We start from the raw sequence: 24,075 nt of genomic DNA, 5'->3' as shown, positions 1-24,075 counted from the left end.
GCCTGTGTTCGCCAAACACTTCCGCGCTCACGAACCGGACGCTCTAGTTCGCGCCTCTGACGCTCGATCAATCCGATCCTCTTCGCGGGCGCGGGTGTGAGCCAGCCTCCCCTTCTCTCCCGATCCGAAGATCTGCATAGCCGTCTGGACCGCGCCAGAGGCGGACTCAAGGATCATTCTGCCAAGCAGACATCGCTCACTTGCCAAGTTTGTCAGCGGGCCGAAGCGGGATCGCTAAAGCTGGCTCGCCCAGCCTCGACATGTCCCGCCAACTGATGGCTCAGCCCTTCGCCTTTGATCGTCAGGTCGTACCATTGAGCGCTTTGCCCGAGGTCGATGGATCGGGTCAGCCGCGCCCCCGACGCGAGTGATATGACCTGCGACGCGAAGCCATAGTGGTCGCGGACGTCGAGCTCCTGGGGACGCCCGCTTCTGTTCCGCAGATGCAAACGCACCCCGCCACTCGCCGAGGTCCTAAGGCGGATCTCGACACCACCTCCCATGTCGCCCTGTAAGGAGCGATGAAAGCCGGCCGGTCCCTCCACGATCAGCGCGTAACGCCCCTGCGTGGTCTTCCACAGATCGGAAAGCGATCGCCTGGCGCCGACCGTGAACCGGCGCGGCGGCGCCTCAGGCTGCAAGCGGTCGGACACGTAGAAGCTGGCCCCCGCCACGCCGTCATTGACGAACGCCAGTTCCACCCCGCCTGCAACGGAACGAAGATCGACTGCCAGCCGGTAGGGCAATGGCCGCCAATTGCGAAGGCCGCGCTCCACCGCTGGTTCGGGCGGCGTGGAAGGAACGACCGGCTTGGGCCGCTTGCCCACCACCGCCTTATAGGCGTCGAACGCCGCCTGGTCGGGCAGCGCCAGGTCGGCGCTGATCGTGGCCAACCTGCGCGGCGGCTCTTCGTTCGGCGTCTTAAAGTCGAAAGCTGACGTCAGATCGCCACAGACCGTGCGGCGCCACTTGCTGATATTGAGCTCTCGCACGCCGAACCGCGCTTCGAGGAAACGGATGACCGAGGTGTGGTCAAACACCTCCGAACAGACCCACCCGCCCCGGCTCCAGGGCGAGATCACGAGCATCGGCACGCGCATGCCCAGGCCATAGGGCTGGCCGGTCGCTGGATGGCGTTCGTCGGCGGTCGGAACGGTGCTCAGCCCCTGCTCGCGGCTCAGCGGCGGAACGGGTGGGACCACGTGGTCGAAGAACCCGTCGTTCTCGTCGTACATGACCAGGAACACGGTCTTGCTCCAGACCTCGGGGTTCGAGGTCAGGGCGTCCAGGATGCGGGCCAGATATTCCACCCCGTAGGCGGGTGGCCAGTTCGGGTGTTCGCAGAAGATCCTGGGCGGCGTGATCCAGGACACCGCTGGCAGGCGATTGTTCTGGACGTCCGCTTTCAGGGCTTCCAGCCGACGCGGCTCGGCGCCGGCGTGATACAGCGGATCGCCTGGCCGGGCGGTGTGGAACCGCTCGAACGCCATCAGGGTGTTCATGCCGCCGTCGCTGTCATCGTCGCTGGCGGGATCGGTCCCCTGCCGGTAGACGCGCCAGGAGATTCCAGCGTCCTGCAGCCGCTCGGCATAGGTTTTCCAGCCGGGACCGAACACCACGCCGTCCGGCTTCTGGGTGATGTCGATGTTCTCGATCACCGGCCCGCCGCCCTTGGCGTGATGGTCGACGCATCCCGTCATCAGATAGAGGCGATTGGGACAGGTCGGTCCCTGCAGCGACGAGAAATAGGCGTCGCAGACCGTGAAGGCATCGGCCAGAGCGAAGTGGTAGGGAATGTCCTCACGGGCCAGATAGCCCATGGTCAGGCCGCCCTTGGCGGGAACCCAGTTGTCGTAACGCCCCTCGTTCCAGGCCGCGTGGCCGGTGGCCCAATCGTGGCGCAGGCTTTTCATCACCGGGAAGTTGGTTCCGTTGGTGTCGAACCTGAAGGGCCTCGTCACGCCGCCCTTGCCGTCCGGCTGTCGCCAGACCGGGCCGCCGCCGGGCAGAATCCCGGGAAAGCGGTCGGCAAAGCCGCACACCCCAGAAAGGGTCCCGAAGTAGTGATCGAACGAGCGGTTCTCCTGCATGAAGATCACGACGTGCTCGACGTCCATGATCGTGCCCGTGCGATGGGCCGCAGGGATTTCCATCGCCCGAGCGATCGCGCCAGGCCACAGCTCGGCGGTCGCGGTCAGGCCCATCGCCGCGCGCAGAAACGCGCGGCGCGAGGCGTCGTCTTGCTTGGCGGTCATCGGCTTGCCTCAGTAGCGGTACTTGAAGCCAGCGAAGTAGCTCCGCCCGCCGCCGACGCTGTTGTAGATGGCGTCCGTCGCGCCAGTGGTGATCACTGTGTAGCTGTCCGTCAGATTGCGCGCCTCGACCGTCAACTGCAGACCCTTGACCACACGCCAGTTGAGCTGGGCGTCTAGTTGATCGGACGGCTTGATCCACTGGTCCCCCGTCGGGGCGGCGCCAAAGGTGGTGGTGAAGGCCCGACCGCGAGCCCGATAGTCGAGGTGCAGGTCCACAGGGCCCAGGTCGTAGCTGAGACCCAGGTTGCCGAGATACTTGGGCTGGTTGCGCAGCGAGTCGATGGTGCGCACCGTCCCGTCGGTCAGGATCACCGTCCAGCGGCTGTCCAGATAGGTGTAGTTGGCGTTCAGGCCCAGGCGGTTGAACGGCGCGGGCAGAAAGTCGAGCCGCCGCTTTGCGAACGAGGCCTCCACGCCCGTGACCCGGGCGCTCCCGCTGTTGAGCGGCATGGTATGGGTCGAGATCACCGCGCCCGTGCTGTCCAGCGTCAGAGTCTTCTCGTTGAAGGTCTCGTGGCTTAGGTCCTTGTGGAATAGGGCCAGCGAGACGAAGCCGTCGGCGAGATAGTATTCCAAGCTGGCGTCGTAGTTTGTCGACAGGCGCGGACCGAGCTTCGGATTGGACCCGCTGATGACAGGATTGCCGTTGGCGTCCACCCCGACCGACCGACCCGGCGCGATGTCCGAGAAGTCGGGTCGACCGATCGTCTTGGTGAAGGCCGCCTTCAGCTTGAGCCGCGCCGTCAGGTCATAGCTGCCCTGGATATTCGGCATCCAGTTGGCGTAGCGGTTGGAGCGGTGTGACGGGGTCGAGACGCCGCCGACGGTGTCGCCGGTGTCGTCTTGGTCATGCGTGGTTTCGTAACGCATACCTGCGATCAGGCGGTAGCGCTCACCCGACAGATAGGCTTCGGCGTGGCCGGCGAACACGTCCTCGACCAGGGCGTAGTCCGAGGCCGGCGCCGCGTCGGTGGTCTTGATCCCGTTGGCGTAGATGTAGGTCCAGAACTTTTCCCAGTCCATCTGGATGGCGGCGTTGCCGGCCATGGTCGCGCCCGGCGCGGCGACGTCGGACAGCTTCAGCACCGAGCCCTTGGGCAGCAGGTAGTTGGCCTGGCCCTGATCGTAGGATCGATCCAGCCGCGTCCAGTTGGCGCCAGCCGCGAAGCCAAGGCCCCGCGCCTCGGCGAAGGTGTTCTGGCTGTAGTCGGCCTTAACCGAGCTGACCCTGTCGTGCAGGTTCTGATTGCGGACGTAAGAGGCCGTGGTGTTGCGATTGATCCAGTTGGCGGGGTCGTTGTACGTCGCTGGGTTGTCGAAGCGGATCGTCGGCAGGTCGCCGTTCAGGTCGTAGTGGCCCGACAGGTTGCTCAGCTGAAACGTCTCGGGATAGCGGGTGACGATGGTGTTCTCGAAGTCGGTGTAGTTAGCCCGCACCGCCAAGACACCACTCGCGCCAACCTGGTAGTCGACCCCGCCGCCCAGCATCTTGGCTTTGCGCTTGATATCGTAGTCATACTGCTTGGTCTGGCCGATCGCCTTGTTGAAGTCGGCGGCGCCGTTGCTGAAGTTCGTCGTGCGGCCGATGGTGTTGTAGATATAGGTGCCCTCGCGATCCAGGTACTGGCGGCGCGAGTCATCGATGACCGTGCCGGACACGAAGGCGTACAGCCCGTCGTTCTTGCGCATCTCGACCTTGGCGTAGCCGACTGCGTTCCTGACATCCTTGTCGTAGAGGCTGTTGCTGTAGAGATTGCTGGCGTTGACCTGATCCTCGCCATTGACTTGGCTATAGGTGTCGACGCCGCCGTACTTGTCGGAGTTGCGCATTCGCTGGGCGTTGAAGCCGACGACCACGCCGTACTGATGATCAGCGCCGAAGGTTGTCTTCGCGGCGCCGTAGAGGCGCATCGACGGTCCGGAGTTGACGACGCTGTCCTGGTCGTAGCGACCGATGCGGCCGCCCAAGGACAGGTAAGGCCGGCTGCCGCCATCGAAGGCGCGCAAGGTTCGCAGCGAGACGTGGCCGCCCACCGAATTGCCGTCCTGGTCGGGCGTCACCGTCTTGTAGACGCTGGTTTCCTTGATGATCGAAGACGGGAAGACGCCGATCTGCGCGCCGCGATTGTTCTGGCTGCTGAACCAGATCGGGTTCCCGTCGATGTCCATGCTGTTGTAGCGGGAATCGAACGCCCGAATCGACACGTAGCCGCCGTCGCTGGTGCCGTAATATTTGTCGGCGCTGACGCCGACGACGCGGTCCAGAGCCTCGGGCAGGGTCGTGTCCGGCGTGTTCTCGATGTCGGAGACCGTCACTGAATCCGAGATCCCTGGAGTGAGCCGCTTGATCTGCTCGTGCGGCGTGTCGATGGTGCGGCGGCCGATCACGACCACCGCGCCGATATCGGTCCCGTCCTGCGCCGTCGCCGAGCCGCCCTGGGCGGCGGCCTCGCCCCGGATGATGAAGCCGCCCGTCGCCGCGCCCTCGAACGTCAGGCCCGATCCCGCCAGAAGGCGCCGCAGGGCCTCTTCGTTCAGGTATTGGCCTTTGAGCGAGGGGGCGTTCTTGCCGCGCACCAGATTGGGGTCGAAGATGATGTCCTTGCCGCTCTGCAGCGCGAACGCGCGCAGCGCCGAGCCCAGCGCCTGCGGGGTGATCTCGAACGACCGGGCCTGGGATTGAGCGCAGGCTGGCTGGGCCGCAAGGGCCAAGACAATCGCCAAGGCCGAACCGCCCATGAACTGGGCGGGAAAGAAATTCTGCTGCATGACCATCCCCGTCGACCGGTCCTTGCCGGCAAATCAGAAGACGCAGCGCGGTCTCCTTACCCCTGAAATCTTATCGTGAACTTTTGACGACACCCCTAACCGCCGCGCCCAGCACGATCTGCTTTCCGTCATCCTTGATCACCACAACCGGGAAAGTGCTGACAACTTCGCTGACGACGTCGTAGGGACGCCCGGTATGAAAGACGCCGCTGATCCGGATGTCGCCCAGCCGAGAGTCGGCCAGCACGATCTGGGGGCCGCCATAGCGATTGAGGTCCGCCACCGCCTCGTCCAGCCGGGCGTCGTCCAGCACGACGCGGCCATAGCGCCAGGCGCTGGACTGGATGACGTTGGCCGCCTCGACGACGGGCGCGGCGACAACATCAAGGTCCAGCGACTGCCCAGGCGACAGATAGAGTGCGGGCCTAGGCGCCGGCGCTGTGGCGGATCGCGCCGACAGAGGCTTGCCGCCGGACGGATCGATTCCATGGAAGATAGCCAGCCTCCCCTCCTCCAGCACCACCTCCGCGCGGTCTCCCAGCCGCCGCACCTCGAACGCCGTGCCGACGGCGCGGACCTCGTCATGGCCGACGAACACCCGGAAGGGTCGCGCGGTGTCCTTGGCCACGCGAAAATAGGCCTGGCCGTGCTCCATGAACACCCGCCGCTCGCCTCGGGTGAAACGTGTGCTGACCTTTGAGTCGGTGTTCATCAACAAGGTCGATCCATCGCTCAGCGAAATGGTGCGCAACTCGCCCGGCACGGTCGAATAGTGCTGGGCGGAGCCCAGCCCGCCGGCCAGTACCAACGCCAGCACTGCGGCGGCGGCCAAGCCCCCCACTCCCACGCTCCACTGCGCCAGCCGCCGGCCAAAGCCCGACCACAACGGCGAGAACTGCAGGACCTCGCGCGCTTTGCGGTCATCGCCCCACGCTGCCACGGTGTCCCAGATCGCCGCGTGGGCCGAAAAGGCCTCCACGTGCGCCGCGTCCGCGTCCAGCCAGGCGTTAAAGGCCTCGCGATCCGCCTGGGTCCGCTGATCGGAATGCAGCCGCACGACCCAGGCCGCGGCCTCTCCCTCGATGCGTTCAGCGTTGATCATGATCAGCAAGCCGTTGTCGAAGGTGACTGAGAGCCTTGCCCATCTCGCGTTCGATGACCTTTATGTTGACGGCGTAGCGGGCGGACAACTGGGTGTAGGTCAATCCGTCCAGCCGGTTCAGAAGAAAGATGTTGCGGGTCCGTTCGGGCAGTTCCCGCAGAGCCTTGGCCGCCTGTTCGAGCGCCTCGCGCCCTTCCAGGATCCGCGAGGGAGACCCTTCGGGGCTGATCAGTTGTACGTCCGCGATCGAGTCGTGTTGTCCCTCCCGCCGGACGCTGGCGCGGCGGGCGCGATCGATCAGGACGTGGCGGGCGACCTTGAAAAGATAGGCCTCGGTGTTCTCGACGTCAGCCTCCGCCACCCGCGCCAGGCGCACGAAAACGTCCTGCACGCAATCCTCGGCAGCTTCCGGCGTCATCGCCCGTCGGGCGAAAAACCGCAGCAAGGGCTTGCGGTAGAGCTGCGCCAGCCCCGCCAAAGAGGCCGCGAGAGGGGCGCCCTGGCGATCGGTCCGCGTCAACGCCTGCCCCCAATCACGTCGCATCTCCCCGGGATCCCGCCGTCAGAGGCGCCGCCCAAGGTATGAAGACGCAGCGTGACGGATATCCCCCGCGCGGCGCGGGAAATTATTCGCTGATCGTGTGCAAATGGCCCGATCACCGGACGATACGGAGACTTGTCAGCGTCAGACCGACAGCAGCAGTACCGGCTTGTCTAGACTTGCGGCGGTTAACCTGAGAGCACCCATGGCGGCGCTTCCAGGCTTTCAACTTCACCAGACAAAGGTCGCCGCGGCTCGAGGCGGGATAGCCGCCTTGAAGAGGCGATCACTGTCCGCGATGGCGAACACGGATGGCCTTTGTCCGGCGTTGAGCACGATCAAGACGCGCCCGCCGTCGCGGTTCAGGAACGCCACGGTCTCCAGATCGCCGACCTGGGCGGGAGATCCGATGCGGATCGCGCCGGGTTTCACGAACCGGCTGGCGTGGCCAAAGGCGTAATATTCCTGGTTTCGCGCGATCGCGCCGGTGTGACTGTCGATGGTCACGACACCCCGGCAATCGCCGCAGCCGCCGGCGTGCGGGCCATGGGCCTCGTCCAGCGCCAGGTTCCACATCAGGACGCCGCGTGCGCCGGCCCGGGTCGATCCGATGATCAACTTGCTCATCATCCAGCCGAAGCTCTCGTCGAACTGGGGCGCCCACTGCCCGCCCGAGCACTCGGTGAAGAACATGTCCTTGTCCGGATGCGCCGCCGCCACCTGGGCCTGGGCCGACACGTCGCCGGCGTAGCAGTGCCAGGCGACGCCCGAGACGACGGCCGCCGCCTTGGGGTCGGCCAGCACGGTCAGCGGCTGCTGCGGCTGGTCCCAGTTGTGGTCCCAGTCAAGCACGCGGGTCTTGATCGCCTCGCGCCTGAACACCGGGCCCAGATTGTCGCCGAAGAACCGCGCCCGGTCCGCCGCCGACCAGCGCATGCCGGGATAGTTCTCGGGCTCGAAATCCGGCTCGTTCTGGACACTGAGATAGTCGGTCGGCACCCCAGCCTTGCCCGCCGCCTTGATGTAGCGGGCGAAGAAGTCGGCATAAACGGGATAGGCCTCGGGCTTCAGCTGGCCCTTGAAGAGGGAATTGGTGGTCTTCATCCAGGCCGGCGCGCTCCACGGCGAGGCCATGATCTTCAGATCCGGATTGATGGCCAGGGCCTGGCGAACGGTCGGGAAGACGTACTGCGCCGGGCGTTCGACCGAAAAGGCCTTCAGCTCGGGATCGGCCGCGCCGCCGGGCGCCTGGTCGAGACTGTAGTGGTCGAGCGAGAAGTCAGACGCCCCGATCGTCAGTCGGGTGAAGCTGAAGCCCAGGCCGCCGTCGCCGCGCCCGAACAGCTCGGTCATCAACCCGTCGCGCTGCGCCGGCGTCAGCTTGGTCTGGATCAACCAGGCAGAGGCGTCGGTGATGGAGGCGCCGAAGCCGACCATCGACTGGTGACGTTCGGCGGCATTGACCGTGACCACCGGAAGACCCGCGACCTCGCCCGCGCGCGACGGGACCAAGGGGGGCTGCTCGGCCATCAGCAGAGCCCGATCGCCCGTCGTCACCCATATGCGAGCCTGGGAAGGCGCGCGGGCGGGCATGCTCGCGCAGCCGCCGATCGTCAGGACGAAAGTCGCGAGAAGGCAGGCCGCGCGGCGCATCAGGGCTTCCTCGACCAGGATTTCAGCTGCGCCTTGCCGCTCAGCGCGGCGTCGCCCGCATGGCGTCCGACATAGAGCGGATATGAGCCGGCCGCGATCTTCCAGCCTGGCTGGGCCGCGTCATAGTCGGCCAGGATACGGGGCTCGACCTCGAGCGTGACCCGCCGGGTTTCGCCGGGGGCAAGGTCCACCTTCTGGAAGCCGGCCAGGCGCAGCATCGGGCGGCGGGCGCCGGCCGTGACATAGAGCTGAGGCGTGTCGGCCCCGGCGACCTTGCCGGTGTTGGTCACGTCGAAGCTAACCTTCAGGCCGTCGCTGTCCTCGACCTTCAGGTTGGCGTAGTCAAAGCGGGTGTAGGATAGGCCATAGCCGAACGGGTAGAGCGGTCGCAGCTTCTGCTGGGCGTACCAGCGGTAGCCGACAGCGGCGCCCTCGACGTACTTGACGGGAAAGCCCTGGATTGGACCGGCCTTCTGGCCGGCGCGGCGGGCGTCGTCGATGGCGGCCTGTTCGGCGAAGCCCGGAGCGCTGGCGCGCGGCGCCTGCTCGGCGGTCTTCGGGAAGGTCATCGACAGACGGCCCGACGGGTTAACCTCGCCCGTCAGCAGGCGTGCGATGGCCTGGCCGCCGCGCTGGCCGGGATACCAGGCCTGCAGCACCGCGCCCACCCGGTCGATCCACGGCATCAGCACCGGGCCGCCGGTCTCAAGCACCACGACCGCGTTCTTGTTGGCGGCCGCGACCGCCTCGATCAGGGCGTCCTGGCCTTCCGGCAGAACGAGGGAGGGCGCATCCTGGGCTTCGGTCTGCCAGTGCCAGGCAAAGACGATCGCCACGTCGGCCGCCTTGGCGGCCGCCGCTGCGGCGACCGGATCCTTGCCGTCGACATAGGTGACCTGGGCGTTCGGCGCGGCGGCGCGGATCGCCTCCAGCGGCGATGAGGCGTGCCAGGTCACCCTGACGAACGAAGCCGCCTCCCCGCCGTTCAGCGGGATCTCGACCGGCGCGCCGCCCACGGACCGCACCTGCGACGAGCCGCCGCCCGAGATCACGCCGACATCGGCGTGGGCGCCGATCAGCACGATCTTCCTGGCTGTCCTGGCCAGCGGCAGCAGATTGCCGTCGTTCTTCAGCAGCACCGAACCCCGCTCGGCCACCGCCTGGGCGACCTGGGCATGGGCGGCGTAGTCGATCGGCTGGGCGGTCGTCGAGATCGGGTTGTCCATCAGGCCCGAGGTGATCACCCCGTGCAGGATGCGGCGGACCATGTCGTCGACACGGGCCTGAGTGACCTCGCCCCTGGCCACGGCGGCCTTGAGGTCGTCGCCGAAGAAGATCTGGGTGTCCAGTTCCTGGCCCGACTGCTGGTCGAGCCCGGCCAGCGCCGCCTTGGTCGTGCTGTGCACCGCGCCCCAGTCCGACATCACCCAGCCGGGATAGTTCCAGTCGCGCTTGAGCACCTTGTTCAGCAATTGGTCGTTCTGGCAGGCCCAGTCGCCATTGACCTTGTTGTAGGCGCACATCACCGAGGCGGGATTGCTCTTCTCGATGGCGATCTGGAAGGCCAGCAGGTCGCTCTCGCGCAGGTCAGCCTCGTCGATCTGCGCATCCATGACATGGCGGCCGGTCTCCTGGGCGTTCAGGGCGAAGTGCTTGATCGTCGAGACGATATTGTTGCTCTGAACGCCCCGGATCTGCTCACCGGCCATCTCGCCGGCCAGCAGCGGGTCTTCGCCCAGATATTCGAAATTGCGCCCCGCCCAAGGGTCGCGGGTCAGGTTGACGCCGCCGGCCAGCAGGATGTTGAAGGTCTTGGCCCGCGCCTCCGCGCCGATCATGGCGCCGCCCCGATAGGCCAGGTCCGGCTCGAAGGTGGACGCAAGCGCCAGGCCCGACGGCAGGGCCGTGGCCACATCGCCCTTGCGCTGCTCGACCTGGTTGGCGACGCCCAGGCTGGCGTCGCTCTGACGAAGGGTCGGGATTTTCAGGCGCGGCACGCCGGGCACATAGCCGGCCGAGGGGATCATGTCGGCCGCGACCGTCTTGGTCATCGGCGGGAACAGGCCGTGCAGGTAGCTGATCTTATCGTCCAGGGTCATCTGCCTGACTAGGGCGTCGGCGCGGGCCCAGGCCGGATCCTCAGCGCGCGGGGCCAGCGGGGCGCTGTCCTGGGTTGGCATGACCTGAGCCATGGCCGCGGCGGCCGGCGTCAGGGCCAACAAGGCCACGGCGGCTGTGGTCCGGCACAGGATCCGCAGGGCGGACAAGGGCTGGGCTGCGGTCGTCATGGCGATACTCCGGGGCATACGATCTAGAGGGCTAGGGCTTTGGGCTGGACCAGCGGCGGCGCCGGACAGGTCCGGGCGACGAACTCGGCGTGGCCGGGCATGAGGTTCACGCACTTGCCGATGACGGTCTCGATATTCGCCAGATAGCGGGCGATCTCGTCGTCGGAATGGACGCCGACCAGCGGGTCATGGCCGCGTGGGATGACGCCCTGGCCCAGGAAAACCTGGATCCAGCTCTCCTCGGTGAAGAGCTCATCGTCCTCGCGGAAGACCCGGCCATTGGCCGAGAACAGATCCATCTTCCGCCGCAGGGTGGCGGGGACGTCCATGTCGCGGCAGTAGCGCCAGAACGGCGTGTCGTCGCGCTGGGTAGCCTTGTAGTGCAGGATGATGAAGTCGCGGATGCGCTCGTATTCGAAGTCGCTCTGGCGATTGAACTCGTCGATCCCGGCCTGATCGAAGCCTGCGTCAGGCAGCAGGCGAACCATGCGGATGGCCGCGGACTGGATCAGGTGCAGGCTGGTCGATTCCAGCGGTTCCAGGAAGCCGCTGGCCAGACCGATGGCGACGCAGTTCTTGTTCCAGATCTTGCGACGCTTGCCGGTGACGAACCGGATGCGCAGCGGGTCAGCGCGCTGGGCGCCGTCGAGATTGTCCAGCAGGACGCGCTCGGCCTCATCATCGTCGATATAGTGGCTGGAATAGACATGACCGTTGCCGGTGCGGTGCTGCAGCGGAATGCGCCATTGCCAGCCGGCCGCGCGGGCGGTCGAGCGCGTATAGGGCGTGAAGTCGTCGGAGCGGTCGCACGGCACGGCGATCGCTCGATCGCACGGCAGCCAGTGCTTCCATTCCTCATAGCCGGTCTTCAGGGCCTGCTCGATGATCAGGCCCCGGAAGCCCGAACAGTCGACGAAGAAGTCGGCGGCGATGACCTCGCCGTCGTTCATGGTCACTGACTGAACGAAGCCGTCCTCGGGCCGCAGCGTGACATCGACGATCCTGCCCTCGCGCCGCTGCACGCCGCGCGCTTGGGCGAAGCCGCTCAGGTAGCGGGCATAGAGACCGGCATCGAAATGAAAGGCATGGGCGATATGGCCCATCGGCGAGTCGCCCATGTCGGGGCGCGCGCGCATGAACCTGCCGGCCAGCGCGGCCGCGGTATTGATCGACAGATTCGAGAACTCGCCTTCGCGGCCCAGTTCCCGCATGCGCAGCCAGTACTGGTGGCAACGCAACCAGCCCAGATCCTGGCCGATGACGCCGAAGCCGTGGATATAGCTTTCGCCCTTGCGCCACCAATCCTTAAACTGGATGCCCAGCTTGAACGTGCCCTGCGTACCGCGCAGGAACTCGTCCTCGTCCAACCCCAGAAGCTCGTTGAACTTCTTGATGGCGGGGATCGTCGCCTCCCCCACGCCGACCGTTCCGATCTCCTCGGATTCGATCAGGACGATCTCGTAGAGTCCCTGAAAGAGCTTGGCGCAGAGAGCGGCCGTCATCCAGCCGGCCGAGCCGCCGCCCGCAATCAGGATCTTCTTCAGCGGCTGCATAGCCCGCCTCCCATGAGGTTGAAGGTCGGGGCCGCGGGGAGTCGGCTCCGACCTTCACCGGTTCTCGCCTACGCGCGGACCAAGCCCAAAGGCCGTCCGCGCGACGTCAGGACTAGAACCGATAGTTTACGCCGAACAGGATCTGACGGCCGTACTTCTCGTAGGTCTCGGGCAGGGTGGCGCCGCTGCTGGTGGTGGTGCCGCCGCCGTCGAGGCCCAGCCGGGTGCGATAGGGCGAGTCCGTCAGGTTGTTGACCTGCAGCAGGAAGCCGAGGTTCTCCAGGCGGCCCTCCTGGAAGGTGTAGCCGATCTGGGCGTCGACCTGCTTGTCGGCCAGGATCTCGGTGAAGCCCCGCGTGGCGAACAGCTGCACCACCTCGCCCTTGAAGGCCGAGCGATACCGCTGGCTGATCCGGGCCTGGAAGCCGCCGCGCTCATAGTAGCCGGTGACGTTGTAGACCGTGCCCGACAGGCCCGGAATCCGGACCTTCTGAGTCGGATCGGTGCTGGTGGTGGGGTTCAGGTTCGACTTTGTCAGCGACAGGCTGCCCTGCATGCCGAAGCCCTTGAGCGGATCGATGATCTCGCCCAGATCGACCGCGCCGCTGAACTCCAGCCCCTTGACCTCACCGCCCTTGCCGTTGGCCGGCAGGGTGATCTGGCCGATATTGCTGATGACGATCCCCGGCGGGATCGCCGTCGCGGTCGACGGCAGCGGAATGCCGGTGAAGTCGAACTTGCCGCTCTGCTGGTAGATGTAGGTGTCGAGCTTCTTGTAAAAGCCCGCCACGGACACATAGGTCGCCGGACTGACATACCACTCGTAGGCAAGGTCGGCGGCCTTGGCCATCCAGGGCTTCAGGTTGGGATTGCCGCCGCTGGCCGACCACGGATTGACGGTCGTGCCGGGCGCGCAGGGCTGGCCGCTGCAGACCAGCGAGTTGAAGCCCGGCGTCACGTTGGCGCGCAGGTCGTCCATGCGCGGACGGGCCATGGTCTTGGACAGGGCGAAGCGGATGCGATGACCGCCGCCCAGGTCGTAGATCATGTTCAGGCTGGGCAGGACGTCGGTGTAGTCGGCCCCGGCCTTGATCTTGGTCGGAACGATCGGCTTGCCTGGCTCCAGGCCGTTGATCACGACGCCACTGGATTCCTGCGACTGCTTGACCACCTGGACGCCCAGATTGCCGCGCAGGTCGCCAACCTGGAAGTTGGCCTTGGCGAAGGCGGTCGTGACCTCTTCGGTAATCGCCCAGTTCTTGTCGAAATAGTTGGCGTCGAGGATGGGCGAGGCGTTGTAGTATTTCTTCCAGACGTCCCCGATCTTGACGCTGAGCACGCCGCCGAAGCCGGCGAAGCCGAGCTGGGTGGGGGCGACCAGATCGCTGGCGTCCACATAGACCTGCTGGCGACCGTTCTTGAGGAACAGGTCGTTATCCAGGACGGACTTGGTCTTTTCGCGCTTGGTGTAGTTCAGACCGACATCGACGCCGGTGATGAAACCGTCCATCTCGTGCTCGAGCCGCAGGTCCAGGGCAGACACGTCTTCCTTCACGTGCGGATAGCGGATCGCGCCATCATGACCCCAGCCGCCCCAGGGGGCGCGGTCGCCAAGGGTGACCTTGGTGGCGTCGGCGTAGTTCAGGCCCTCGTCATATTGCGAAAAGCCCTTGTCAGCCACCTGGAAGCCGATCGTGTCAAAGGTCCGTCCGACATCCGGAGTTCCTGGCGTCACACCACCCACGCCCCGGCCATAGCCGGCGTAGGTTTCCATGATCTGTTCTTTGCGCTTGTTTGACGAGTAAGACAGATCCGCCAGCAGCCTGGTGCGCTCGCTCAGCTGGAATTCGTTGTTCAGGCCGGCCGAGAACAACTGATCCTGGCGCTTGTTGAAGTCGTTGCGCAAAATCGGGACGCCGTTGTTGAGCGTTCCACTCTCGGCGAAGCTCGAGCCGCCCAGCTGCTTGGTCTTGACGTTGCTGAAGGTGGCGTTGTCGGCCCAGCCGTTGGAGAACCACTGCGCGCCGCGCGTGGTCTCGTTCTGCTTGAAGGTCGAGTAGTACAGGTCGAGCGTCGAGTGGATGCGGTCGTTCGGCTGATACTCGAAGATGCCGATGACGGCGTCGCGCTTGTTCAGGCGCGAGGTGACGAAGATCTCCTGACCGTTCAGCATCAGGGCGTTGTCGGCGCTGTCGGGCGTGACGGCGAAGCCAAACGCTTCATAGCCGTAGGCCTTGTAGTGCCGGACCTGCGAGGGCGAGTCCAGGTGGGCATAGCCCAGGGCCACGCCGATCGTGTCGTCGTCGAACTGGTTGATGTAGCTGGCGCTGAACCGGCCGCCGCGATTGGCGACGTCGTCGTTGAGTTTCTTGCCGGCGGTCTGTTCGCCGCGCAGGTTCAGGGCCAGGGCGCGGCGGCCATAGGCCAGCGGACGCACCGTGCGCAGATCGGCGGTGCCCGAAAGGCCCATGCCTGAGACTTGGGCGTCGGGCGTCTTGTAGATCACGACGCTGGACAGCAGTTCCGACGGATACTGGTCGAACTCGACGGCTCGGTTGTCGCCCGAGCTGGCCTGCTGGCGGCCGTTCAGCAGGGTGGTGGTGAAGTCAGGCGCGAGACCCCGGATCGAGATCACCTGGGCCCGGCCGTTGACGCGCTGGGCCGCAAGACCTGGCAGGCGCGCGATCGACTCGCCGATCGACACGTCGGGCAGCTTGCCGATATCCTCGGCCGAGATCGCCTCGACGATCGAGGTCTCGTTCTTCTTGATGTTGATCGAGTTCTGGATGCCGGCCTTGATGCCGGTGACAACCACGGCCTCGACGGTGTCCGTGTCGGGACTGGTCGGGGCCTCCTGGGCATTCGCGCCGGAAGCCGCCAGAGCCACGGTGATCGCGGCGGCGGAGGCGGTGGCGTAGAATCGGCTGATCGACGGACGCGCCCGGCGCGTGATGCGGTTTCGCATGGCTCTCCCCTGAACTGCGCCCGTTTCGCGGCGCTTCTTCTCGTTTTCGCGCCAACCGCCCTGCTCAGGCAAATTGGAAGCGCTTCCAATAAGCGTTTCAGCGACAACGTTGTCAAGTTTGAAACCAGAACGCCGGGCGACGAACTTACAATGCGGCCGTTGTCTGCCGGGAGACAACCATGTGGTCGAGCAGATGAAACACCGGCTCCGGCGCCAGATTGCCCCCGGTCAGGCGGGCGACAAGCAGCTCGACGGCCCGCTGGCCAAGATCCTTCACCGGCTGATTCACCGTCGTCAGCGGCGGCCAGACGATCCCGGCGACCGGGGCGTCGTCGAAGCCGGTGATCGACAGGTCGATGGGAATGTTCAGCCCCCGGGCGTGAGCGGCCGAGAGAACACCGGCCGCCATGTCGTCATTGGCGCAGACCAGCGCCGTAGGCCGCAGGGGATGGTCCAGCAGTTCGGGCGCTAGGCGGGTGCCCGATCGGAAGGTGAAATCGCCCCGCAGCGCGACATAGGCCTCGGCCCCGAGCCCCTGCTCGGCCAGCGCCCGCTTGAAGCCTTCCAGGCGTCGATCCGCCGAGAGGTGCCCCTCCAGACCCGCGATGAAACCAAAGCGCCGATGACCCAGCCGCAGGAGCTCGCGGGCCATGTCGTAGCCGCCGGCTTCGTCATCGATGCCAACGCCGTCCGCCCTGCCCCGCCCCATCCCACCAGGCGACACCGCCACGACGCGACAGCCTTGGGCTAGCGCCGCATCGATCAGTTCGACGTCGTCGCTGTAGGGCGGAGAGAGGATCAAGCCCTCACATCGCTGGGTGGTGATCAGGTCCATCACCCGTTTCTGACGGTCCGGCGTATTCTGCGGGACGTTCTGGATCAGCACCTGGTAGCCCAGGGACAGACAGGCCCGCAGGGCGCCCAGTTCCAGGGCGGACTCATAGTAGGAATTGGGCTCGTTTTCGGGGTCGGACGCGAACACGAAGGCCAGCAGCCGGCTGGCGCCGCCCGCCAGGCTGCGCGCCTGGGGATTGACCTTGTAGTCCAGGCTTTCGACCGCCCGCATCACCCTGTCGCGCACTTCGTCGCGGACATTGGGACCGCCATTGAGGACGCGCGAAACCGTGACGCGCGCCACGCCGGAGACCCGGGCGACATCGTCAATGGTCGGCTTCTTCGATTTCAAGCGCCTCTCCCAGGAAGGCGCGGTGCGGCGCCGGTCTTGAAGAGCTTTGCAACAGCTTGCCTCCGAGACGCAACCCGAACCGCCGGATGCCGTCGGCGATTTTGGCCCGTTGCCTTTTTCGGGTGAGGGCGCGTCTGGCGCCGATTGGCGGAAGAGGTGCTGCCAGTCTAGCGCTAACAAGTCTCCGTATCGTCCGGTGAGCGGGCCATTTCCAGAGATGCGATTTAAAGCCGCTCTCGTTTAAGCGCCGCCGCTTCCCGGTCGACGTCATCAAAGCATGCGGTCTGGCTCCACTTTCGGTTCAGCTTGAGCCTTCCCTCCGCCGAGGAGTTGCTCGCAGAGTGTGGGATCGAGGTCAGCCACGAGGCTATCCGCTGCGGGACCAAGACGTTTGGACTGGCCATCGCCAATGCGCTTCGCCCCTCCCCTTCTCCTCGTTGGCGCCTCGCCTCGCCTGGGCGAAGACCACAACCTAAATCGGCCAAGTATTGGCTCTTCCCGACTTGCGGCGGTTGCCTGACAGCCCCTGCGTGGCGGCTCCCAGCGCCGATAGGAGTCGTGAACTTCGGAGCGAACCTCAGACCTTGGTCGCGCCGGCGCGACCGTCCTCGACGACCCAAGTGTTCAGCGTCTCGACCGTGGCGCGGGGATCGCGGACGTCCGAGATCGCCCGGTACCGGGTCGTCATCCGGTCTCGTCCCAAGTCGATCGACATGTAGCCGCGCACCCGGCTGTCGAAGAACTTGATCTGGGGATTGTTGGGCATGGTCGCCATCAGGCCTTCATAAGGCGGCCCCGACGAAGTGATCGACGTGCCGACAAACTCGGTGGCTATCGTGGCCGAGGCCGGATCGGCAGCGTTCAGCTTGACGTCGTTGGTCCAGAACGAGTGGTAGTCGCCGCTCAGCACCACGGGGTTGCGCGGCTTCAGCGCCGTGATCGCCTGGGCCAGGCGGTCGCGGGCGCCGGGGAAGCCGTCCCAGGTGTCAGTCCAGAACTTGGTGTCGGGTCCGCCGTCGCCGAAGCGCAGACCGGCCATCACCAGGTCCTGACCCAGCACCGTCCAGCGCGCCTGAGTATTGGCCAAGCCGTCATACAGCCAGCGCTCCTGGTCGAAGCCCAGGAACGTTCGGGCCGGATCGCGACGGTCGGGACAGGCCGCGTCACTGACGATCTGGCCCTTGCCGCCGTTGGGTCCGTCGGCGCAAGGCTGGCGCGAGCGGTACTGGCGGCCGTCCAGCATGAAAAACTCGGCCAGCTTGCCGTAGCGGATCCGGCGGTAGATCGGCATCTGCAAGCGCGCGTCCAGCCGCGTGCGGCGGATCGGCATGGCCTCGTAGAACGCCTGGTAGCCCGCCGCGCGACGGCGCAGGAAGGCGTCCGGAGAGACGCCGGGCGTCTTGGACCAGATCCCTGAATAGTCGTCCTGGATCTCGTGGTCGTCCCAGATCGCCAGGCAGGGCGCGACGTGGTGCAGGCGCTGCAGGTCGGCGTCGGTGCGGTGCAGGGCGTAGCGGTTGCGATAGCCTGCCAGGCTGGTGGCCTCTTCCAACCCGTAGGGCCGGACGATCTGGTCCTTGCGGTCCGGCCCCATCGAATATTCGTAGATGTAGTCGCCCAGGAAAAGGGTCAGGTCCGGGTTCTCGTCGGCCATGTGGCCATAGGCGCTGAAATAGCCGCGCTCCCAGTGCGAGCATGAGGCCACGGCGAGGCGCAGACGGTCGAGGTCGGCGTTCGGAGCCGGGGCGGTGCGGGTGCGGCCGACCGGGCTTTGCTGGCCCAGCGCGGTGAAGCGGTACCAATAGGGACGGTCGGGGCGCAGGCCCGCGACCTCGACGTGAACGCTGTGGGCGGCGGCGGGCTCAGCCATGGCGTCGCCGGTCATGACCACCCGCCGGAAAGCCTCGTCGGCGGCCACCTCCCAACGCACGTGTACGGCGGCGCCCATGCCACCCAGACCGTCGGGGGCCAGCGGATCATTCGCAAGGCGGGTCCACAGCACCATGCCGTCTGGCGCCGGATCCCCGCTTGCTACGCCGAGCGGGAAGACATAGGCGCCGCCGGCCCGAGCTTGGCCAAAGCGCAGCACGGCCGGAGCGACGACCAGACCGGACAGCAGCGCGCGGCGGTGCAGGGTAAGCGAAGACATGACGGCTCCTAGAGCTGGGTCCAGCCGCTGACGCCCTTGGCGTCCGCGACGGCGCGCACGCGGCGCTGCACCGGCGTGGGCGAGCCCGTGACGCGCGGGTTGGTGACGCTGACGAAGCTGGCCTCGACCGCCTCGCGCGTGACATGGACGGCGACGAAGCCGATCGCCAGGTGATCGCACCAGACGATGTCGCGGTTGCGCTGGGCCACCCGTTCGCCGAACGGCGCGTCCTTCATGGCCAGGACCACGCCCAGCGACGGACCAGTCAGGGTGCTGGTCGACAGCTCCACGGCCACCCGCCCCTGGTCGTCGTGCAGCTCGTTGACGAAGGCCATGTGGCTGTCGCCCGACAGCACCACGGTGCGCGCCCCGCTGGCGCGGATGGCGTCATAGATCCGTTGTCGCTCCGCCGCGTAGCCCGACCAGGCGTCGAGGTTCAGCAGCGGCAGGTCCAGCTTGGTCAGCTCGAAGAAGCCCTTCAGGGCGCCCGAGGCTGGAGTCCAACCGCTCATGTCCGGATAGACGTAGTCGGCCATCACAGTGGCGCTGCCCAACAGCACCCAGGGTCGGCCGGCGGCCACCGAGCCGCGCATCTCGCCGGCGATCCAGTCCACCTGCTGCTGGCCCAACATCCGGCGCTCGGGATCAGCGATCTTGCGTCGGAAACCGTCAAGGTCTGGGCGCTGGTCGGGCAGCCGGTCCAGATCCTTCGGCAGGGCCAGCTGCGCCTCGCGCGCCTTCAGCCGGGTCTCGGGCACGATCAGGGTGGCCAGATCGCCAAATGCCACCGCGCGCTGGATGGCGTAGGGATCGGCCGGGTCAGGATCGCGGATTGGCATCCACTCGTAATAGGCGCGGACGGCGGCGGCCTTGCGAGTTTCCCAGTCGCCGTCCTTGGTCGGATCGTGGTGCTGGGCGCCGTGCATCCAGTCGTCGTTGGCGATCTCGTGGTCGTCCCAGGTGCAGATCCACGGCGCGCGCTGGTGGGCGGCCTGCAGATCGACGTCCGACCGGGCCTGGGCGAAACGGCGGCGATAGTCCTCAAGCGTGACAGTGTCGCGCGGCGGATCGGCCGGCCGCAGGGTGTCGAGGCCCGGATAGGTCGAGGCGCCGTACTCATAGATGTAGTCGCCCACGAACAGCACCGCATCCAGCTTCGGCCGCTCGGCGATGGCGCGATAGGCCTGGAAATAGCCCATGGTGTACATGGCGCAGCAGGCGAGCACGAGGTCGAGATGGTCCACCCGCCCGACCGGCAGGGTGCGGGTGCGGCCGACCGGGGAGCGCTGGCCACCGGCCTCGAACTGGTACCAGTAGTCGGTCGCGGGCTTAAGTCCTCGCGCAATGACCTTGACCGTGAAGTCTCGCTCGGCGAGGGCGATGAAGGGCCCCTCTTCAACGACCTTCCGCATGGCCGGGTCCGTCGCGATCCGCCAGCGGCCATCGGCTTCGCCCAAACCCGTGACCCGCGTCCACAGTAGCATCTGGTCCGCGCCAGGCTCGCCGCTGGCCACGCCGTGGCGAAAAGCGGTCTCGGCCGCTTCGGCGCCGGAGACCAGCGCCGCCGCGCTCAGGGCCAGCCCCGCCCCCACGACCCGTCTGCGATCAACCGTCATGACAAGCTCCTATCCAGAACGAGGAAACCTCGCCGCGGCGCGTAACGCGCGCCGCGGCGAGGCCGATGGCCGAAGGGGAAGCGGCCGTCGACGAGAGCATTTTCAGACGAAGTGGACGCCGGTTCGTCGTCAGAAAATGCGGTGAAACGAAGAGCCAGACCTTACGGCCTGACGCAGTCAGGTCGTAAGGTCTAGTGGCGCCAGCTGACCCGAACGCCATAGGTCCGCGGCTCGTGCGGGGAAGCCGTCGCCGCCGAGATGAAGGCGTTGCGGGTCTCTTCGAAATAGTCGTCAGTGGCGTTGTTGACCCAGACGCCGACCGCGTACTTGCCGTTGGCCGGACGGGCCGTGAGGCTGGCGTTGAACAGCCAGTAGTCGCCGATCACCGAGTTTGACGACGTGCTGAACATGTCGCTGCGGTAGTTATAGTTGGTCTCGGCCTCGACCTGCCAGGCGCCGACATCCATCACGTAGCTGACAGCGCCCTTATAGTCGGCGCGCGGGAACGGCAGGCGCTCGCCCGAGCGGTCGCTGTAGACGATGGTGTTGTACTGGCCGGTGACCGGGTCCTTGGCCGCCTCGGTGGCGGCGCCGTTGACGAAGAAGAATTCGTCATATTGGCCGTACTTGTAGCCCAGCGACTGACTGATCGTCAGGCGCGCCGTCGGCTTCCAGGTGATTTCCAACTCGCCGCCCTGGATGTGCGACTTGGGCACGTTGATGATCCGGCCGACGCGACCGGTCTGGGTGTAGAGCACGCCCTGCAGCTGCTGGTCACGGTAGTCGTAGTAGAAGGCGGCCAGGTTGACGCGCAGACGGCGGTCGAAGAATTCCGAGCGCAGGCCCGCCTCGTAGGCGATGAGCTTCTCCGGATCGAACGGGTCCAATTGCGAGGGCAGACCGCTGTTGTAGGTGGTGAAGCCGCCCGACTTCACGCCACGCGCCACGCTGGCATAGGTCAGCACGCCCTTCGTCAGATGGTACTCGCCACCGACCTTGCCGGACCATTCGCCCATGTGGCGGTCCTTGTCGGTGTTGGCCAGCAGTCTGTACGCGGGCGCAATGATCTCGGTCTTGAAGCCCTTCAGTTCCCGGGTCTCGTCCTCCCAGCGCAGGCCGCCCGAAAAGGTAAGGCGGTCGGTCAGATCATGGTCCAGGTTGAAGAAGACGCCCGTGGTCTCGACGTCCTGCTTGTAGGTGGTCGAGTACCAGCTCTTCAGCGTTGAGGCTTCCGAGAAGTCCGACTTGAAGCCGCCGTCTACGGACTCCGTGGAGTGGTAGAAGCCTGCCAGCCAGCGGAGCCTCTGATCGTCACGCGAGGCTAGGCGCACTTCCTGCGACAGGGTGTCGATGTCGTTGAAAAAGAAGGTGCCGGCTTCGTTCGAGGCCGTGGCGTCCCAATCGTTGAACTCGCGGCGCTTGAAGGTCTCGTAGCCAACCACGGCCGTCAGGGCGGCCCAGCCGAAGTCATGGCGCAGACGGACGTTGGCGCCGACGCCCTCGTTGTCGCGGAACGGCTTGGCGTTGGTGGAGACGCCGATCAGATTGGCGAAGTAAGGCGTGATGCCCCAGCCGGTGATCCTGGGATCGGTGTCGATCGGGTAGAGCTTACCGACCGGGGCGTAGTTGTGCGACTGGAAGGCGCGGGTGACCAGGCGCAAGCCAAGGCCGTCGGACTTGTCGCGGTTGTAACGCAGCGAGCCGTCGATCTCGGTGACGTCGCTTGGCTTCCAGTCCAGCTTCAGGCGGGCGGCCAAGCGATCCTTGTCGCCCAGCGCCTCGTGGGTGTCGCGGTGATACTGCCAGGCGCCGCCCTGATCGGTGGTCATCGCCAGGCGGGCCGACAGGGTGTCGGTCAGCGGCCCCGAGACGAAGCCGTCGACATGGGCGGCGTTGAAGCGGCCGTAAGAAGCGGTCAAGCCCGCGTCGAAGGCCCGGGTCGGGGCGTTGGTAATGACGCTGACCGCGCCGCCGGTCGTGTTGCGACCGTAGAGGATGCCTTGCGGCCCCCGCAGCACCTCAATCCGGGCCACGTCGAACAGCGCGCCCTGGGTCATCGAGCCGTACGGATACGCCACCTCATCGACATAGACGCCGACCGTGCCGGTGTTGTTGGCGGCGTAGTCGGTCAGGCCGACGCCGCGGATGCGGAACTGCGGCTGGCCGCCGCCCAATTGGCTGGTGACCTCCAGGTTCGGGATGCTGTTCTCCAGGTCGTTGACCGTCTGGATGTTTCGACGATCCAGTTCGGCGCCGCTGACCACGGTCAGGGCGGCGGCGACCTTTTGCTCGGACTCCGCGCGGCGTCGCGCCGTCACCGTGACCTCGTCCAGACGGGTGGAGCCGGCCTCGTCCGTGGTCGGAGCGACCGCGTCGGCCGCCATGGCCGGTCCCGCGAAGATCGCGGCGCTTCCCATCAGCAGAGCCACAAAACTCACTTTCGGCAGTACACGCATCACGCCCCTCCTTCCGACAACAAGCGGCCGGAAAATCAGTTGTTCGACATCAGGGGGATATAGGAGCGGCCCATGTCGCTTTGATGAAGCCTAGACAAAGGAACTCTTTCAGCTGCCTTTGGGAGGAGGCGCTGTCGATGGGGCGGTTGAGATAATATCGTTCGCTCGACCTATTGGGCGACCACGGGCACCAGGGCCAGCGCGGCCGCGCCAAGCCGCGCCTCCGCCCCCCGCCCTTCGCTCTCGGGGAACGCCGAGCTCAGCAGCGCCGACCCCTTGATCCAGATCGCAAAGCGCATGGCGCCGAGTCGGGTCATGTCAAAAGCCAGAGGCCAGACGGCCTCGCGCCGCGCATAAGTCCCGCCGCCTTCGGGCCCGCGCAGCAACATGGCCATGTTTTCGAAGGCCGGATCGCGCCGGGCGATCAGGCAGATCTGCGCGATCAGGCGGGCGTACTTCACGTAGAAGCCAGCGCGCCCCGGATCCTCGGGCAATCCCGGCCGCAGGGTCGGCCCCAGCAGCGCCACCAGTCCGTCCAGGTCGGTCGGCCGTTCGCGGTCGCGCGGGCTCCGAGTGTCCAGATAGTCGGGGATCTCGCGAAACACGCTGTGCCAGATCGCCTCGGCCAGGAACGAGCGCATGTCGGCGAAGTGGTAGAGGATGGTCGAGGTCGAGACCCCGGCCGCCTGGGTCACGGTGCGGTTGGTGACCGCCCCGATGCCGCGCTCCAGGATCTGGTCGGCGGCGATGTCCAGCAGACGCATCTTCACCGACTGCGGCGCGTACCGTTTGCCCGGCGGCTCGGGCAGCACCAGGCCGTCGGTGAACCATTGCGCCACCTTGGCCTCGCCGCCGGACGGCTCGCCGTACGCCATGGCGATCAGCCCCTCTAGGCTCTCGCGCAGCAGCAGTTCGTAGTCGAGCCGCCGCGCCAGGGCTGCGGCGTAGAGCTCCTCCATCAACAGATAGGGCAGATAGACAGCGCCCAGTCGCGCGAGGCGGACGTCATGGGCCAGCAGCCCACCCAGCTTGTTTCGTCGCATCGCCAGCCAGCGCGCCAGCGGCTGTCGCGCGGCCTGGACGGCCTCGGGATCAATTAGAACCTCTTCCCAGATCCGGGCGAAGCGCGCCGAGGGCTGGGCCCGCGCCAAGACATAGCGCGCGGTGATGTCGACCATCCTCCTCTGATCCAGGGCGAGTCCGTCGACCTGGGACAGGAAGGCGTCGTGGAATGCGAGATCCTCCTCCATGGCCGCTTCGACCATGGCGGCCAATACCCCGGCCTTGGACTGGAAAAGGTTGAAGATGACCGTCGTGCTCTTGCCGATCGCCGCGGCGAGGTCGCGAACCGACAGCGACGCCAACCCCTGCCCTGCCACGATCTCCATGGCCGCCGCCACCGCACGCGCACGGGCGTCGTCGCGATCCGGAGCGGTGACGGCTAGCGGGTCTGATCGTATGGGCATGGCGCAATGTAAGCCA

At 66.3% G+C, this 24,075-nt stretch carries 13 protein-coding genes; all 13 read right to left on the bottom strand.

From position 1 onward, the window contains the following. Window positions 1-212: 212 nt before the first annotated feature. Window positions 213-2,255 (bottom strand): phosphocholine-specific phospholipase C, encoded by a 2,043-nt coding sequence (locus ACQY9P_RS15740; RefSeq protein ID WP_421738343.1) that lies wholly within the window; start codon window positions 2,253-2,255, stop codon window positions 213-215. Between the two features lie 9 nt (window positions 2,256-2,264). Further along, complete coding sequence (locus ACQY9P_RS15735) at window positions 2,265-5,084, bottom strand: TonB-dependent receptor (protein WP_421738344.1); 2,820 nt, start codon at window positions 5,082-5,084, stop codon at window positions 2,265-2,267. Between the two features lie 70 nt (window positions 5,085-5,154). After that, complete coding sequence (locus ACQY9P_RS15730; protein WP_421738345.1) at window positions 5,155-6,186, bottom strand: FecR family protein; 1,032 nt, start codon at window positions 6,184-6,186, stop codon at window positions 5,155-5,157. Then, window positions 6,173-6,664: an RNA polymerase sigma factor gene (locus tag ACQY9P_RS15725; protein WP_421738346.1), complete on the bottom strand. Its 492-nt coding sequence runs from the start codon at window positions 6,662-6,664 to the stop codon at window positions 6,173-6,175. Before ACQY9P_RS15725 ends, ACQY9P_RS15730 begins: the two co-directional genes overlap by 14 nt. Window positions 6,665-6,958: 294 nt before the next feature. After that, window positions 6,959-8,380, bottom strand: coding sequence for a glycoside hydrolase family 30 protein (locus ACQY9P_RS15720; protein WP_421738347.1), 1,422 nt, complete (start codon window positions 8,378-8,380; stop codon window positions 6,959-6,961). After that, on the bottom strand, window positions 8,380-10,668 hold the full coding sequence (locus ACQY9P_RS15715; RefSeq protein ID WP_421738348.1) for a beta-glucosidase: 2,289 nt from the start codon (window positions 10,666-10,668) through the stop codon (window positions 8,380-8,382). Before ACQY9P_RS15715 ends, ACQY9P_RS15720 begins: the two co-directional genes overlap by 1 nt. Before the next feature lie 23 nt (window positions 10,669-10,691). Continuing rightward, window positions 10,692-12,221: a tryptophan halogenase family protein gene (locus ACQY9P_RS15710; RefSeq protein ID WP_421738349.1), complete on the bottom strand. Its 1,530-nt coding sequence runs from the start codon at window positions 12,219-12,221 to the stop codon at window positions 10,692-10,694. A 112-nt stretch (window positions 12,222-12,333) separates the two neighbouring features. Continuing rightward, window positions 12,334-15,186 carry a TonB-dependent receptor gene (locus ACQY9P_RS15705; RefSeq protein WP_421738350.1) on the bottom strand — a complete coding sequence of 951 codons (2,853 nt, stop codon included), beginning with the start codon at window positions 15,184-15,186 and terminating at the stop codon, window positions 12,334-12,336. A gap of 145 nt (window positions 15,187-15,331) precedes the next feature. Beyond that, entirely contained in the window at window positions 15,332-16,372 is a 1,041-nt protein-coding gene (locus ACQY9P_RS15700; RefSeq protein WP_421738351.1) for a LacI family DNA-binding transcriptional regulator, read from the bottom strand. 577 nt (window positions 16,373-16,949) lie between these two features. Further along, window positions 16,950-18,521 (bottom strand): alkaline phosphatase D family protein, encoded by a 1,572-nt coding sequence (locus ACQY9P_RS15695; protein WP_421738352.1) that lies wholly within the window; start codon window positions 18,519-18,521, stop codon window positions 16,950-16,952. 8 nt (window positions 18,522-18,529) lie between these two features. Then, window positions 18,530-20,137, bottom strand: a complete 1,608-nt coding sequence (locus tag ACQY9P_RS15690) for an alkaline phosphatase D family protein (RefSeq protein ID WP_421738353.1) — start codon at window positions 20,135-20,137, stop codon at window positions 18,530-18,532. A gap of 191 nt (window positions 20,138-20,328) precedes the next feature. Then, window positions 20,329-22,593, bottom strand: coding sequence for a TonB-dependent receptor (locus ACQY9P_RS15685; protein WP_421738354.1), 2,265 nt, complete (start codon window positions 22,591-22,593; stop codon window positions 20,329-20,331). Window positions 22,594-22,763: 170 nt separating this feature from the next. Continuing rightward, the gene (locus tag ACQY9P_RS15680) at window positions 22,764-24,059 is read right to left on the bottom strand and encodes a TetR family transcriptional regulator (RefSeq protein ID WP_421738355.1); all 1,296 of its coding nucleotides are present in this window, start codon (window positions 24,057-24,059) and stop codon (window positions 22,764-22,766) included. Window positions 24,060-24,075 lie beyond the last annotated feature (16 nt).

It is taken from the genome of Caulobacter sp. (assembly GCF_965279145.1).
Taxonomy (GTDB): Bacteria; Pseudomonadota; Alphaproteobacteria; order Caulobacterales; family Caulobacteraceae; genus Caulobacter.
Note: the sequence above shows the minus strand (reverse complement) of the source record. Positions and strands in the feature narration are given on the sequence as shown.

Bases quoted from the DNA above. Each gene is read 5' to 3' on its own strand.
- ACQY9P_RS15705 (WP_421738350.1), bottom strand. From the start codon at position 15,186: ATGCGAAACCGCATCACGCGCCGGGCGCGTCCGTCGATCAGCCGATTC.
- ACQY9P_RS15735 (WP_421738344.1), bottom strand. From the start codon at position 5,084: ATGCAGCAGAATTTCTTTCCCGCCCAGTTCATGGGCGGTTCGGCCTTG.
- ACQY9P_RS15715 (WP_421738348.1), bottom strand. From the start codon at position 10,668: ATGACGACCGCAGCCCAGCCCTTGTCCGCCCTGCGGATCCTGTGCCGG.
- ACQY9P_RS15685 (WP_421738354.1), bottom strand. From the start codon at position 22,593: ATGCGTGTACTGCCGAAAGTGAGTTTTGTGGCTCTGCTGATGGGAAGC.
- ACQY9P_RS15695 (WP_421738352.1), bottom strand. From the start codon at position 18,521: ATGTCTTCGCTTACCCTGCACCGCCGCGCGCTGCTGTCCGGTCTGGTC.
- ACQY9P_RS15720 (WP_421738347.1), bottom strand. From the start codon at position 8,380: ATGCGCCGCGCGGCCTGCCTTCTCGCGACTTTCGTCCTGACGATCGGC.
- ACQY9P_RS15690 (WP_421738353.1), bottom strand. From the start codon at position 20,137: ATGACGGTTGATCGCAGACGGGTCGTGGGGGCGGGGCTGGCCCTGAGC.
- ACQY9P_RS15710 (WP_421738349.1), bottom strand. From the start codon at position 12,221: ATGCAGCCGCTGAAGAAGATCCTGATTGCGGGCGGCGGCTCGGCCGGC.
- ACQY9P_RS15730 (WP_421738345.1), bottom strand. From the start codon at position 6,186: ATGATCAACGCTGAACGCATCGAGGGAGAGGCCGCGGCCTGGGTCGTG.
- ACQY9P_RS15740 (WP_421738343.1), bottom strand. From the start codon at position 2,255: ATGACCGCCAAGCAAGACGACGCCTCGCGCCGCGCGTTTCTGCGCGCG.
- ACQY9P_RS15680 (WP_421738355.1), bottom strand. From the start codon at position 24,059: ATGCCCATACGATCAGACCCGCTAGCCGTCACCGCTCCGGATCGCGAC.